This is a genomic window from Dysosmobacter sp. Sow4_B12 (assembly GCF_052116665.1).
Taxonomy (GTDB): domain Bacteria; phylum Bacillota; class Clostridia; order Oscillospirales; family Oscillospiraceae; genus Oscillibacter.
The window spans coordinates 42,712-56,837 of record NZ_JBQKKR010000009.1 but is presented as its reverse complement, the minus strand read 5'-3'; the positions used below and the strand labels follow the sequence as shown (position 1 = coordinate 56,837).

At 62.8% G+C, this 14,126-nt stretch carries 12 protein-coding genes; 3 read left to right on the top strand and 9 right to left on the bottom strand.

Features of this window, described 5'->3' with window-relative positions:
- Nucleotides 1-13 precede the first annotated feature (13 nt).
- Nucleotides 14-1,018 carry a DUF4340 domain-containing protein gene (locus ACTQ4R_RS09240; protein ID WP_441627977.1) on the bottom strand — a complete coding sequence of 335 codons (1,005 nt, stop codon included), beginning with the start codon at nt 1,016-1,018 and terminating at the stop codon, nt 14-16.
- Nucleotides 1,019-1,275: 257 nt separating this feature from the next.
- On the opposite strand from ACTQ4R_RS09240, the gene ACTQ4R_RS09235 reads away from it, so the two are divergent.
- Nucleotides 1,276-2,802: a 4Fe-4S dicluster domain-containing protein gene (locus ACTQ4R_RS09235; protein WP_441627975.1), complete on the top strand. Its 1,527-nt coding sequence runs from the start codon at nt 1,276-1,278 to the stop codon at nt 2,800-2,802.
- Nucleotides 2,803-2,874: 72 nt separating this feature from the next.
- Here the strand turns inward: ACTQ4R_RS09235 and ACTQ4R_RS09230 are convergent, their stop codons facing one another.
- The 8 genes from ACTQ4R_RS09230 to ACTQ4R_RS09195 all read right to left on the bottom strand — a co-directional run bounded on the left by ACTQ4R_RS09230 (nt 2,875) and on the right by ACTQ4R_RS09195 (nt 11,189).
- A complete protein-coding gene (locus tag ACTQ4R_RS09230) occupies nt 2,875-3,480 on the bottom strand; it encodes an AAA family ATPase (protein ID WP_441627973.1) in 606 nt (201 codons plus the stop codon).
- The gene (locus tag ACTQ4R_RS09225; protein WP_441627971.1) at nt 3,473-4,888 is read right to left on the bottom strand and encodes an MATE family efflux transporter; all 1,416 of its coding nucleotides are present in this window, start codon (nt 4,886-4,888) and stop codon (nt 3,473-3,475) included. The genes ACTQ4R_RS09230 and ACTQ4R_RS09225 overlap by 8 nt, the downstream gene beginning before the upstream one ends.
- Nucleotides 4,889-5,145: 257 nt before the next feature.
- Complete coding sequence (locus ACTQ4R_RS09220; RefSeq protein WP_441627969.1) at nt 5,146-5,334, bottom strand: hypothetical protein; 189 nt, start codon at nt 5,332-5,334, stop codon at nt 5,146-5,148.
- 16 nt (nt 5,335-5,350) lie between these two features.
- Nucleotides 5,351-6,334 carry a galactose/methyl galactoside ABC transporter permease MglC gene (locus ACTQ4R_RS09215; RefSeq protein ID WP_441627967.1) on the bottom strand — a complete coding sequence of 328 codons (984 nt, stop codon included), beginning with the start codon at nt 6,332-6,334 and terminating at the stop codon, nt 5,351-5,353.
- Nucleotides 6,335-6,351: 17 nt separating this feature from the next.
- A complete protein-coding gene (locus ACTQ4R_RS09210; protein ID WP_441627965.1) occupies nt 6,352-7,860 on the bottom strand; it encodes a sugar ABC transporter ATP-binding protein in 1,509 nt (502 codons plus the stop codon).
- Nucleotides 7,861-8,102: 242 nt separating this feature from the next.
- Entirely contained in the window at nt 8,103-9,131 is a 1,029-nt protein-coding gene (locus ACTQ4R_RS09205) for a galactose ABC transporter substrate-binding protein (RefSeq protein ID WP_441627963.1), read from the bottom strand.
- A gap of 200 nt (nt 9,132-9,331) precedes the next feature.
- Complete coding sequence (locus ACTQ4R_RS09200; protein ID WP_441627962.1) at nt 9,332-10,255, bottom strand: AEC family transporter; 924 nt, start codon at nt 10,253-10,255, stop codon at nt 9,332-9,334.
- 112 nt (nt 10,256-10,367) lie between these two features.
- On the bottom strand, nt 10,368-11,189 hold the full coding sequence (locus tag ACTQ4R_RS09195; protein ID WP_441627960.1) for an AraC family transcriptional regulator: 822 nt from the start codon (nt 11,187-11,189) through the stop codon (nt 10,368-10,370).
- 152 nt (nt 11,190-11,341) lie between these two features.
- On the opposite strand from ACTQ4R_RS09195, the gene ACTQ4R_RS09190 reads away from it, so the two are divergent.
- Together ACTQ4R_RS09190 and galT are read left to right on the top strand one after the other, a co-directional pair.
- Nucleotides 11,342-12,622 (top strand): galactokinase, encoded by a 1,281-nt coding sequence (locus tag ACTQ4R_RS09190; protein ID WP_441627958.1) that lies wholly within the window; start codon nt 11,342-11,344, stop codon nt 12,620-12,622.
- A gap of 16 nt (nt 12,623-12,638) precedes the next feature.
- The gene (galT, locus tag ACTQ4R_RS09185; protein WP_441627956.1) at nt 12,639-14,123 is read left to right on the top strand and encodes a UDP-glucose--hexose-1-phosphate uridylyltransferase; all 1,485 of its coding nucleotides are present in this window, start codon (nt 12,639-12,641) and stop codon (nt 14,121-14,123) included.
- Nucleotides 14,124-14,126: the final 3 nt, after the last annotated feature.

Genomic DNA, 14,126 nt, shown 5'->3' with positions numbered 1-14,126 from the left:
CCCTCGGTGGGGTTCAGCCCTCCAGCCCGCCGGCCGCGATGGCCAGGAGGTTGGTGAGGCTGTCAGCGGCGGCTTCGTACACGGTGTCGTCGCCGCCGATGCGGATGTAGCGGCCGCTGCCGCCCAGGGACTGGGCGCCCACGGTCAAGGTGAAGGCCTGCTCCGCGCCGCCCTCCGTGCGGTATACCGCCTCCACTTGGGCGGCGGGGGTGTCAAAGCCGCACAGGGACACGGCCTCGGCGGTGGGCTTGTAGTCCACGCAGCGGTCCAGGGTCAGCGTCTCCAGCTCCCGCAGCAGGCCCTGGACGGCGGGGCTGTCCGTGACGTTGGCGCCGCCGGAGCGCCAGGTGGCCTCCTCTTCCCCGCCGCCGTCGCTGCGCTGGGCGGTGAGGACCGTGGGCACTTCCCCATCAAAGGTGATGGACACCAGGGTCTTTCCGGTGAGGGCCGGCAGCACGGGCAGCTCCATCATGCTGTAAATGGGCACGGACAGCTTTTCCACCACAGCGCCGTCGTAGATGTACACGGTGGACTCGTCGCCGTTTTTCAAGGCGTAGTAGCTGGTGCCGTCGGTGGTGGGTTTGCCGAAGGTCAGCGTCGTGACGGCGCCGGAGGCGTCCGTGAGGGAGAGAAAGACCTGGGACTCGTCCAGCTGGTAGGACTCCATGGTGCCGTCCGGCGTCAGCGTCTGCTGGGGCTTCAAATTTGCCGCCAGCTGGCACAGATCCGTGACGGTGGTGTCGTCCAGGGGAAAGTCCGGGTCGTCCGCCCAGGTCCAGCGGTCCGTCTCCGGGTCCACGGTGAAGGACAGCGTGGCGGAGCCGTCGCTGTAGGAAAGGGCGGTGTAGGTGTGCTGGGTTGCGGCGGCCGCGGCCGTGCCCTCCGCCGCGGCGGCTGCCATACGCTGGCGGTGCTGGCGGTAGCGGAAGCCGCCCACGATCAGTACGGCCACCACCAGGATGCCCAGTACCGCTGAAAGAAACGCGATGAGGCGCCGTTGTCTCCAATCCAGATCCATAAAGGGGAAATCCTCCTGTCATGCGGTGATATATGAGGATTATACCACAACCCGTCACCGCAGGATAGCGTTTATTATGAACAGGCAAGCTGAAATCCATCTGAAATTCCCGCCCGGTGTTCAGAAACTGAAAAAATACGGTGCTTGCAAGGATTTTCCAGCGGGATGTCCTTGCAAAAAAAGAGGGATTTTTATATAATAAAACCGCAATACCCGGGACAGTATGCGACCGCCCGGTATCATGGAGGAAGAAACATATGAGAGGTGTCCATAGCGCGGTGGATGACATCCGCCGCAACGTATTCACCGAGGTGGCCCGCCTGGCTTATGAGGGCGGCGACCTGAACAAGGTGGATCTGATCCCCTACAAGATGATCCGGGGCGAGGTGGCCCACCACCGCCACGACGTGTTCCTGGAGCGGGCCATCGTCCGGGAACGTGTCCGCCTGGCCCTGGGCATGAGCCCTCAGAACGTGGAGGATCAGCTGCCCATTTCCGCCAGTATCCACGAGGCCGCCACCGACCAGAAATACTTTGAAGAGCCCCTGGTGAACATTATCCCCTTCGCCTGCAACGCCTGCCCGCCCAAGCAGGTCCGCATCACCGACAGCTGCCAGGGCTGCATCTCCCACCCCTGTATGAACGTGTGTCCCAAGGATGCCATTTACCTGGATAAGGACAAGCACTGCCACATCGACCAGGACAAGTGCATCAAGTGCGGCAAGTGCTTCAACCAGTGCCCCTACCGGGCCATCAGCAAGATCGAGCGCCCCTGCGCCGCCGCCTGCGGCATGGACGCCATCGAGTCCGATGAGTTGGGCCGGGCCAAGATCAATTACGACAAGTGTGTCTCCTGCGGCATGTGCCTGGTGAACTGCCCCTTCGCCGCCATCGCAGACAAGAGCCAGATCTTCCAGATCATCACCGCCATGAAGCGCAATGAGGAGGTCATCGCCTGCGTGGCGCCCGCCTTCGTGGGCCAGTTCGGCAAGGACGCCACTCCCGCCAAGATCAAGGCCGCCATGCGCCAGCTGGGCTTCACCGACGTGGTGGAGGTGGCCATCGGCGCGGACCTGTGCACCGTGGAGGAGGCCCGGGACTTCCTGGAGGAGGTCCCCGCCAAGCAGCCCTTCATGGGCACCTCCTGCTGCCCCGCCTGGTCCGTCATGGCCAAGAAGCTGTTCCCCCAGTTCAAGGATTACATCTCCATGGCCCTGACCCCCATGGTCATCACCGCCCGCATGGTGAAAAAGGACCACCCCAACGCCCGCATCTGCTTCGTTGGCCCCTGCGCCGCCAAGAAGCTGGAGGCCAACCGCCGCTCCGTCCGCTCCGACGTGGACTTTGTGCTGACCTTTGAGGAGCTCCAGGGCATGTTCGACGCCAAGGAGATCAACTTTGCCGAGATCGTCCCCGGTCCCGACGATGACATGGACGAGGGCACCGGCATGGGCCGCGGCTTCGCCGTGGGCGGCGGTGTGGCCGCCGCCGTGGTGGAGGCCATCAAGCACATGGACCCCGACCGGGAGGTCAAGATCGAGTACGGCGACGGCCTGCGGGAGTGCCGCAAGATGCTGGCCATGGCTAAGGCCGGCAAGCGGGACGGCTATCTGCTGGAGGGCATGGCCTGCCCCGGCGGCTGCGTGGCCGGCGCCGGCACCATCCAGCCGGTGAAGCAGAGCGCCGCCAATGTGGAAAAGTTCAAAAACGAAGCCACCGAGATGAGCTGCACCGTCAGCCCCCATCTGAACCGGCTGGAAGAGGTCGAAGAGCGCGGCGAATAACACAACAGCCGTACGGGTAAAAGCGCCCCTGTCTGATGACAGGGGCGCTTTTTGCCGCGCTCCGGCGGGTCCTCAACACACTTGCCCGCAGCTTTCATACAGCTCCGCCAGAAGCTCCGCGCAGCGGTCAATGCCCAGCACGCCGCTGTCCAGGGCGATGTGATAGTTCCGGGCCTGGCCCCACCGGGTGTCCGTGTAGAACTGGTAATAGGCGGCCCGGCGGCGGTCCTTGTCCTGCAGGCGCTTTTCCGGGGAGTCCTGCCGCTGGCCGTAGACCTCCACGATGCGCTTTGCCCGGAAGGCCATGTCCGCGTGGATGAAGGCGGTCAGGCAGTCCGCCTTTTCCCGGAGGATGAAGTCCGCGCAGCGGCCCACGATGACGCAGGGACCCTTTTCCGCCAGCTCCAAAATCAGCTCCCGCTGAAGGACCCACAGCCGGTCCTGGGAGGTGAGACCGTCGGAGAACCGGGAGGCCAGGGCGTTGGACAGCCAGCCGGCGTGGGCGGCGTATTCCCCCTGATCCCGGATGTAGCCCTGGGTGAAGCCGCTTTTCTTTGCCAGCTCCTCCAGGATCTCCTGGTCATAGCATGGGATGTGCAGGGCTGTGGCGGCCATGCGGCCGACAGTGCGGCCGCCGCTGCCGAATTCCCGGCTGATGGTGAGGATGCGTTCAGACATGAGGGCCTCCTTCCTGGGCGCTGAGCGAGCGGTAGGTGGATACGATGGCCGCCACGGAGATGAGAAAGGTGAGGACATCGGAGACGGGCATGGAGTACAGCACGCCGTCCAGCCCGAACAGCACCGGCAGCAGCAGGGCGAAGCCCACGCCGAACACCACCTCCCGGACCATGGACAAAACCGTGGACAGTAAAGCCTTGCCCAGGGACTGCAGGTAGATGAACGCCGCCTTGTTGACGCAGGCCAGCGGCAGCATGCAGAGATAGACCCGGAAGGCTTTTTTGGCGAACTGGGTGTAATAGACGCTTTCGCTGCCGGCACCGAACAGCTGGATGAGCCCGCCCGGCAGCAGCTCCGCGATGAGCAGGGCGGCCATGCCCACGCAGGCCTCCGCCGTCAGCAGATAGGTGAACAGATGCTTGGCCCGGTCGGCCCGGCCGGCGCCGATGTTGTAGCCCACGATGGGGATGCAGCCGGCGGCCATGCCCACCACGATGGAGATGACGATCTGGAAGAACTTCATGACGATGCCCACCACAGCCATGGGGATCTGAGCGTACTGCTCCTGGCCGAAGACCGCATCCAGGGCGCCGTACTTGCGGATCATGTTGTTGATGGCCGCCATGGCCGCCACCAGGGAGATCTGGGAGAGGAAGCTGCACACGCCCAGGGGGATGAATTTCCGGACGACCTTCCGGCAGGGCACAAAGCTCCTCTTTTCCAGCTGCACGGCCTTCATGCGGCAAAGATACCACACTGCCAGTGCGGCGGTGAGGACCTGGCCCAGCACGGTGGCCACGGCGGCGCCCATCATGCCCCACCGGAAGCCGAAGATGAACACCGGGTCCAGCACGATGTTCACGGCGGCGCCGGCCAGGGTGCTGGCCATGGCGAAGGCGGGGCTGCCGTCCGAGCGGATGATGGGGTTCATGGCCTGGCCGAACATGTAAAAGGGGATGCCCAGGGTGATATAGAAGAAATATTCCCGGGAGAGGGCGAAGGTCTCCTGGTTCACCCGGCCGCCGAAGGCTGTCAGAATACAGTCGGACAGCAGCAGGAACAAGAGCGTCAAAACCAGGCTGGCAGCCACGCACAGCGTCACGGCGCTGCCGATGCTGCGGTGGGCGTTCTCCCTGTTCCGGGAGCCCAGGCAGATGCTGACGTAGGCGCAGCAGCCGTCGCCGATCATGACGGCCACCGCCAGGGCCACCACCGTCAAGGGAAACACCACCGTGTTGGCGGCGTTGCCGTAGGAGCCCAGGTAGGACGCGTTGGCGATGAAGATCTGGTCCACAATGTTGTACAGCGCCGCCACCAGCAGCGAAATGACACAGGGAACGGAGTATTTCCGCATTAGGGTGCCAAGCTTTTCCGTTTCCAGAAAGGCGTTGGCGTTTGCTTCGCTCATGGTTAAAACCTCCTCGTATGAAAAAAGACAGGACCCCGCCGGAAGGCTCTTCCGGGCGCACGTCCTGTCATCTGACAAAAAAACGTGGGGCAAGCAACTGGATTTACGCAGTTACGCCACACGCTGTATCAAGACTTTATCAGATTTTCAACCGGGGCGCAAAGGGAGTTTTGCACAAAAAGCAGCGCCCATCCCGCCGTGGGTTTTACACGGAAAAAGCATCCCGGGCAAACTGCCCGGGATGCTTTTTTTATACCTTACAGGAGACCGCGCTCTTTCAGCATGCCCAGAATCACAACGGCGACAAACGCCGCCGCGCAGACGCCGATGAAAATGTCGATGTACTTCAGGGGCACGCCCCGGAATTTCTCGTACAGCTTTTCGATGGCGTTGAGCTGGCTGGGGTCCCGGCGGGAATCCTTCTTCTCGTTTTCCATGGCGCTCACCACAGCGGAGGAAGGCTCACTTCTTGGCCAGGTACTTCCGCAGGTCCAGAGCGACGGCCACGATGATGACCAGGCCCTGGGCGATGAAGGTATAAGCGGGGTCCACGCGGAGGAACTGCAGGCAGATCTTCAAGATCTCAAACACCAGCACGCCCACCAGGATGCCGGGAACCTTGCCCACGCCGCCGTTGGTGGAAACGCCGCCGATGGTGCAGGCCGCGATGGCTTCCAGCTCATAGCCGAAGCCCGTGGCGGTGGAGGCGCCGCCGGCCTTGGCACCCACCAGGAAGCCGGCCAGGCCGTACAGCACGGCAGCCAGAATGTAAATGCGGATCAAAGTGGCGGTGACGTTGACGCCGGCCACCTGGGCGGCGTTCTCGTTGCCGCCGATGGCGTACATGTACTTGCCGTGGCGGGTCTTGTTATACAGGAACCACATGAACAGGCCCACGATGATGGCGAAGATGGCAAGATACGGGATGGGGCCCAGGGAACCCAGAGCCACCTTGGAGTAGCTGCTCTTGAAGCCGCCCATGGGCTGGTTGTCGGTGATGACGGAGCACAGGCCGTAGACGATGGTCTGCATGCCCAGAGTGGCGATGAAGGGGGGTACCTTCAAATAGGCGATGACGCAGCCGTTGACGGCGCCGAAGCAGCCCATGATGACCATGACGATGGGCATAGCCACGAACCAGGGGATGTCAGGGAAGCCGGGCAGCATCCGGGCGGCATAGTCCACGCTCTGGAGCATCATGGCGGACAGGCAGGCAGCCAGGCCCACCTGACGGCCGGCGGACAGGTCCGTGCCCTTGGTGATCAGGCAGCCGGACACACCGCAGGCGATGATGAAGCGGGGGGACACGTTGGCGATCAGGTTCTTGAGGTTGTTGGCGCTGAAGAAGTTCTGGGTGCTGAAGCCCACCGCCAGCGCCAGAATGGCGATGAGGATGATGATGGCGTTATTGGACAGGAATTTCTTAATATCGAATTTTTTCTCCATGATTTTCTCTCTCCTCCTTATTCAAACTGTGTCGCCAAAGCCATGATGTTCTCCTGGTTGGCGTCCTTGCCGTCGATGAAGCCGGTGACACGGCCGTCGCACATGACCATGATGCGGTCGGACATACCGATCAGCTCGCTCATTTCGGAGGAGATCATGATGATGCTCTTGCCCTGCTTGGCAAGCTCGGCAATGATGCAGTAGATCTCGTATTTGGCACCCACGTCGATGCCGCGGGTGGGTTCGTCCAGGATAAAGACGTCGGGGTCGTTGGCAAGCCAGCGGCTGATGAGCACCTTTTGCTGGTTGCCGCCGGACAGGGACTGGATCAGCGTCTTGGAGGACGGGGTCTTGATGGACAGCTTCGCCACGTTGTCCTGCACCAGCTGCTCGATCTTCTTGTCGTCCAGCATGATGCCGCCGATGAGGTACTTGTTCAAAGAGGACACGGAGACGTTGTCGGCGATGGACAAAACGCCCAGAATGCCGGTGGCCCGGCGGTCCTCCGTCAGCATGGCGATGCCGTTGTTGATGGCGTCACGGGGCTGGTTGATCTTCAGCTCCTGGCCCTTGTATGTAATGGTGCCGGCGCTGTGGCAGCGAAGGCCGAACAGGCCCTCCATCAGCTCGGTGCGCTGGGCGCCCACCAGACCGGCCACACCCAGGATCTCGCCCTTGCGGACGGTGAAGCTGGCATGGCGGAAGCTCTTGGGGTTAATGGAGGTGAAGTCTTTCACCTCGAATACCACCTCGCTGGGAACGTTTTCCCGGGTGGGGTACAGGTTGGACAGCTCCCGGCCCACCATCTTGGTGATGATGAAGTCGGTGGTCAGCTCCTTGGAGGACCAGGTGCCGATGTACTGGCCGTCCCGCATGATGGTAACTTCGTCGCTGATGCGTAGGATCTCGTCCATTTTATGGCTGATATAGACGATGGAAACGCCCTTGGCCCGCAGCTCGTCCACAATGGTGAACAGCGCCTCCACCTCGGCGGCGGTCAGGGAGGACGTGGGCTCGTCCAGAATCAGCACCTTGCAGTCGGCGGATACGGCCTTGGCGATCTCCACCAGCTGCATCTGGGACACACTCAGGGAGCCCAGCTTGGCCTTGGGGTCAAAATTCAGGTGGACCTCCTTCAACACCTTGGCGGCGTCCTCATACATCTTGTCGTGGTCCACCACGGTGATGGGTCCCACCTTCTTGGTGGGATACCGGCCCACGTAGATGTTTTCGCCGATGCTGCGCTCGGGAATGGGCTGCAGCTCCTGATGGACCATGGCGATGCCCCGGTTCAGGGCATCCAGAGGTCCCTTGATCTGTACGGATTCTCCCTCGTAGATGACTTCGCCCTCGTCCATGTGATAAATGCCGAACATGCATTTCATCAGCGTGGACTTGCCGGCGCCGTTTTCACCCATCAGGGCGTGAACGGTGCCGGGGCGGAGCTTCAGTTGCGCGTGGTCAAGCGCCTTGACGCCGGGGAACGTTTTGACGACGCCACGCATTTCCAGACGATATTCTGACAATTTACTGGCCCCCTTTGGTTTTGATTGGCTTGCCCTTCTTAAATCGCATTGCGGGGATGACGGAGATTGCCTGATGCGCCGGCCAATCAAAGAACAGCCGAAGCTTCTCCCTCTCTCTTCTAAAACGTGTCTAAAAATGTAAGCTGCGCGCAATATGGAGACGATGGGCAGCGATTATAGGAAAGAGGTGCGTGCGCTTATGCACACGCACCTCTTCTGGAGTATGAGGTTGTGAACAGGAATTACTTCATGAACTCAGCCACGTTGTCGGGAGTGACCTTCACGTAGTCAACGTACACGCTCTGCTCACCAGCGGCATAGGTGTCGCCGGCCAGAAGGCCTTCCATGCACTCCACAGCCTGGCTGGCCTGGCCCTTGGCATCGTTCAGGACGGTGCCGGTCATGTTGCCGGCCTGGACCTCGTTCAGAGCGGCGTCCAGGGCGTCAACGCCCACCAGGTAGATGTCCTCGTTGACCTTGCGGCCGGCGGACTGGATGGCCTGCAGGGCGCCGATGGCCATGTCGTCGTTGTTGCAGAACACGACCTCGATCTGGTCGCCGAACTGAGCCAGGTCGTTGGCGCAGATGGTCTGGCCCTTCTCACGGTCCCAATCGCCGCGGGTCAGGTTCAGCTGCTCCACCTCAACGCCGGCGTCGGTCAGAGCCTTGACGGAATACTCGGTACGCAGCTGGGCGTCGATGTTCTCGGGGTCGCCCTGGATCATGATGTAGGAGACCTTGCCGTCGCCGTTGATGTCGCCCTTGTTGGCGGTATCCAGGATCAGCTCGCCCTGCATGGTGCCGGACTGAGAGGCATCGGCACCGACGTAGACCAGCTTGTCATAAGCGGCCATCTCGTCGGCGGTGGGCTCACGGTTGATGAGGACGGTGGGGATGTCAGCGGACTTCACGGTGTCGATGATGGTGGCGGCAGCGGAAGTCATGACGGGGTTGATGATCAGCGCGTCAACGCCCTGGGTGATGAAGGTGTTGATCTGCTCGTTCTGCTTGGCCTGGTCGTTGTTGCCGTCCACGACGGTGACAGTGTAGCCCTTGCCTTCCAGGATCTCCTGCAGGGCGTTGCGGTAGGTGGTCATGAACGCGTCGTCGAACTTGTAGATGCAGACACCGATGGTGCCGCCGCCCTCGGCGGGAGCCTCAACAGGGGTCTCGGCAGGCTTCTCAGCGGGAGCCTCCTCTTTTTTTCCGCCGCAGGCGGCCAGGCTCAGGACCATGATGCCGGTCAGCAGCAGTGCGAGAAACTTCTTCATGTCAATCTTCTCCTTCAATGAATTTGTACGGCAGACAAAAAGCACGTCCGTCGTTATGTAAATAGTAGCACCCCATTTGTGAAATGTCAATAAAAACCCCCGGCGGGCCAACGGGAATTTCTTACACTTCCCAACAAAATTCGCGGAACAAAATGACGCCGAAAGAGGCGCGCTCTTTCGGCGTAATCTATTACGTGCAATTAAAGCTGGTACAAAGCGATGATAAGAGGCATGGTGACGATGCACAGCAGCGTGGTCACCACGTTGATGGAGCCGGCGTATTCGCCGTCGCTGCTGTACACCTGGGCGATCTGGGTCACCGCCGAGGCGGAGGGGGTGATGGCGGAGAGAAAGCTCACCAGCAGGATGGTCTCCCCGTCGGGGACCAGGCGGGCAAGGCCGCTGTACTTGAGCAGCACCAGCAGCACCAGGGGGATTGCCACCAGCCGCAAAAACGCGGCCTTCCAGATGCCCAGGGAGGTGAAGAGGCGGCGGAAATCCACGCCGCCCATGAGCATGCCCGCCACCAGCATGCTGAGAGTGCCCAGCATGCTCCCTATGGACGTCATAGTGCCCGTGATGACAGGGGGCAGGGAAATGCCCAGGAAGAACAGGGCGCCGCCCAGCAGAATGGACAGGATGTTCACGTTCAGCAAAATTTTCCGAACGGATACAGTCCGCTCCCCGCTGAGAAGGATGCGGCAGTGGCTCCACAGCAGGGGCAGCTGGACGATGACGAACATGTTGATATAAATGAGCCACTGGGACCCCAGAATGGCGCTGACGATGGGGATGATGAGGTTGTTGGCGTTGGAATAGACCACGGAGGCCTGCTCCACCGGATGCAGCCGCAAGGGCCGGCGCAGCAGGTAAGTCAGAAGAAACATCACCAGGTGGATGAGCACCGCTGAGAGCAGAGCCAGCAGCAGCCCCTGGACCATCTCCGGTGTGCAGTCCATCTGGAAGGACTCGATGATGACGCAGGGCAGCGCCGCGTACAGCGCCACCACAGACAGCACCCGGCTGTCCTTCGGCTTTAAAAGCCCGCACCGCACCAGGCAGAAGCCCACCAGCATGGCCAGAAACAGCTGGGCGATCTGTTTGAAAAGTAAGAGGCTGATCATGAAACATGGCTCCTTCTCGCTGTCATGGTGCTTATTTTAGCACAGGTCCGCCGGCCCTGACAAGATGAGAGACCGTGGGTTTGCGGGGCGGAAACGGGAAAAAAGTTGTGCATTATGGCCTGCCGGCGCGGTATTCCGTGGGGCTGACGCCCATTTCCCGGCGAAAGACCCGGGAGAAGTAAAAGGGGTCCTCAAAGCCGGCGGAGGTGGCCACGGCGCCCACCGGCAGCGAACTGTGCCGCAGCAGCTGCGCCGCCCGCTGGATGCGGTAGCGGGTGAGGTACTCGCTGGGAGAACAGCCGAAGGCTGTCTGAAAGGCCCGGTACAGGTAGCTGCGGCTGACCCCAGCCTGCCGGGCGATCTGGTCCACGGTGACGGAGCGGGAGTAGTTTTGCTGGATGAAGGCGGCGCCCTGGCGGGCGTAGTCCTCCAGAGCGTCCTCTCCCCGGCGGCCGCCGCCCTCCATCAAAAGGCCCAGGGCCGCCTGGAGGTAGCCCGCCATCCGCACGGCGCTGGGGTAGTCGCCGCCCCGGGCCTTGTAGATGTCCAGCAGGGCCTGGCGCAGCTGTTCCCCGGCGGCGGGCCGCAGCACGGGGCATTTCCGGGAAAAAGGCGTCTGGGCCAGCAGCAGCCCCGCCGACGGCCCCGCGAAGCCCACCCAGTAATACTCCCAGGGCTCCTCCCTGTCCGCCCGGTAGAAGATGGGCGTGTCGGGAAAGGCCAGAAACGCCTCCCCGGCGCCGGGGGCGAAGGTCCTGCCGCCGGCGTCGTAGGTGCCCCGGCCGGAGACGATGTAGTGCAGCAGATAGTGGTCCCGGACGCCGGGTCCCCAGCCGTAGCCCGGTGGGCACTTTTGAAAGCCGGTGTTGTACACCGTTAGGGAAAGCTCCTCCCGCTGGGCGGCCTTGAAGCTGTATTTGAAATCTTGGGTCATGGGAGCCGCTCACCTCCTGTCTTGTCTCCAGCATACACGGGCGCAATCGGTTTTGCAACAAAAATCCAGGCCAAAGCGACTGCCGCACATGGAAAGCGACGGCGGAAGCTGGTACTTTTAACATAATGAATCATTATAAGGAGGAACCGCCTGTGGAACCTATCAGCCTGGAAACGCGCATCCAAGACCCCGCCTTTGGGGAGAAACTGACCCGCCTCTACGGCGCCGAGGGCGCCGAGGCCGCCCGCACCCGCTGCGCCGCCGCCATCGCCGGCTTTACCAAGACCTTTGAGAGCCTGCCGGAGGCATTGTTCAGCGCCCCCGGCCGCACGGAGCTGGGCGGCAACCACACGGACCACCAGCACGGCCGGGTCCTGGCCGCCAGCGTGGACCTGGACATCCTGGCCGCCGCCGCCCCCAACCAGAGCGGCATGATCCGCGTGCAGTCCCAGGGCTATCCCCTCATCGTGGTGGACCTCCACGAACTGACCCCCAAGCCCGAGGAGGAGAACACCTCCGCCGCCCTCATCCGGGGCGTGGCCGCCCGCTTCGCGGCCCTGGGCTGTCCCCTGCAAAGCGCCGGCCTGGACGCCTACCTCACCTCCAACGTTCCCGGCGGCAGCGGCCTTTCTTCCTCCGCCGCCTTTGAGGTGCTCGTGGGCACTATGCTCAACGAGTTGTTCTTCGGCGGCAAGTGCTCCGCCGTGGAGATCGCCCAGATCGGCCAGTACGCGGAAAACGTGTTCTTCGGCAAGCCCTGCGGCCTCATGGACGAGACGGCCTCCTCCGTGGGCGGTGTGGTGGCCATCGACTTTGCTGACACGGAGCACCCGGTGGTGGAGCGTATCGATCTGGACCTCCACGCCGCCGGCTACGCCCTTTGCATCCTGAACTCCGGCGCCGGCCACGCGGACCTCACCGGCGAGTACGCCGCCATTACCGACGAGCTGAAGGCCGTGTGCCGGTGCTTCGGCAAGGAGGTGCTGCGGGAGGTGCCGGAAGCGGACTTCCTGGCGGCCCTGCCCCAGGTGCGCAAGACCGCCGGCGACCGAGCCGTGAACCGGGCCTTCCACTTCTACGGGGAGAACCAGCGGGCCCTGGACCAGGCCCGGGCGCTGAAGGACGGGGATGTGGAGCGCTTTTTGGAGCTGGTGCGCCAGTCCGGCCGCTCCTCCGCCATGTACCTGCAGAACGTTATCCCCACCGGCCAGACCGTGGGCCAGGAGCTGATGGTGACCATCGCCCTGTGCGAGTGCCTGCTGGAGGGCCGGGGCGCCGTCCGGGTCCACGGCGGCGGTTTCGGCGGCACGGCCCAGGCCTTCGTGCCGCTGGATATGCTGGCGCGGTTCAAGGAACAGACCGAGGCCGTGCTGGGCCAGGGCAGCTGCCACATCGTGACCATCCGGCCCGAGGGCGGCGTCCGCCTGGCGTGAGAAGGAGGAAAATACCATGATCCATCAGTACATCGCGGACCTGGCGGGCTACGCCCTGCAAACGGGGCTCATGGAAGAGGCGGACTTCACCTGGGCGGTGAACAGCCTGTGCCAGGCCCTGGACCTGGACACCTGGGAGGAGCGCACCCCCCGGGAGCGGCCTTTGGAGGAGACCCTGGCGGGCATCCTGGACTGGGCGGAGGCCCAGGGCCGCATTGACGGCGGCGTCACCGGCCGGGACCTGCTGGACACGAAGCTCATGGGCATTCTGACGCCCCGGCCCTCCCAGGTCATCCGGGAGTTTGAGGCCCGGTATGCCCAGTCCCCGGAGACCGCCACCGACTGGTACTATCAATTCAGCCAGGACACGGACTACATCCGCCGCTACCGCATCAAAAAGGATGTGAAGTGGGTGGCGCCCACCCCCTACGGCGACCTGGACATCACCATCAACCTCTCCAAGCCGGAGAAGGACCCCAAGGCCATCGCCGCCGCCAAGCTGGCCCCCCAGAGCGGCTATCCCAAGTGCCAGCTGTGCCGGGAGAACGAGGGCTACATGGGCCGGGTGAACCACCCTGCCCGCCAGAACCACCGCATCCTCCCCATCACCATCAACCACGAGGACTGGTTTTTCCAGTACTCCCCCTATGTGTACTATAACGAGCACTGCATCGTCTTTAACGGCAAGCACGTGCCTATGAAGATCGACCGGGCCACCTTCCGCAAGCAGCTGGACTTTATCCGGCAGTTCCCCCACTACTTCGTGGGCTCCAACGCGGACCTGCCCATCGTGGGCGGCTCCATTCTGAGCCACGACCACTTCCAGGGAGGCCGCTACACCTTCGCCATGGAGAAGGCCCCTGTGGAGCAGGCGGTCTCCTTCCCCGGCTTTGCCGATGTGGAGGCGGGCATCGTCAAGTGGCCCATGTCCGTCATCCGCCTGCGCTGTGAGGACGATGCGCGGCTGGTGGACCTGGCGGACAAGATTTTGAAGGCCTGGCGGGGCTATACCGACGAGGCGGCGTTCATCTTCGCCGAGACCGACGGCGAGCCCCACAACACCATCACCCCCATCGCCCGCATGCGGGATGGCCGGTACGAGCTGGACCTGGTGCTGCGGAACAACCTCACCACCGAGGAGTACCCCTTGGGGGTCTACCACCCCCACCAGGAGCTCCACCACATTAAAAAGGAGAACATCGGCCTCATCGAAGTCATGGGCCTGGCGGTGCTGCCTGCCCGGCTGAAAGGAGAGCTGGCTCTCCTGGCGGAGGCCCTGGTGGCCGGCCGGGACATCCGGGCCGACGAGGCGCTGGAAAAGCACGCTGACTGGGCGGAGGAGCTGCGGACGCGGTACACCTTTACCCGGGAAAACGCCATGGACATCCTGCAAAAGGAAGTGGGCGTGGTGTTCGCCCAGGTGCTGGAGCACGCCGGCGTCTACAAGTGCACCCCGGAGGGCCGGGAAGCTTTCCTGCGGTTCATCGAAAGCGTAAAGTGAGGG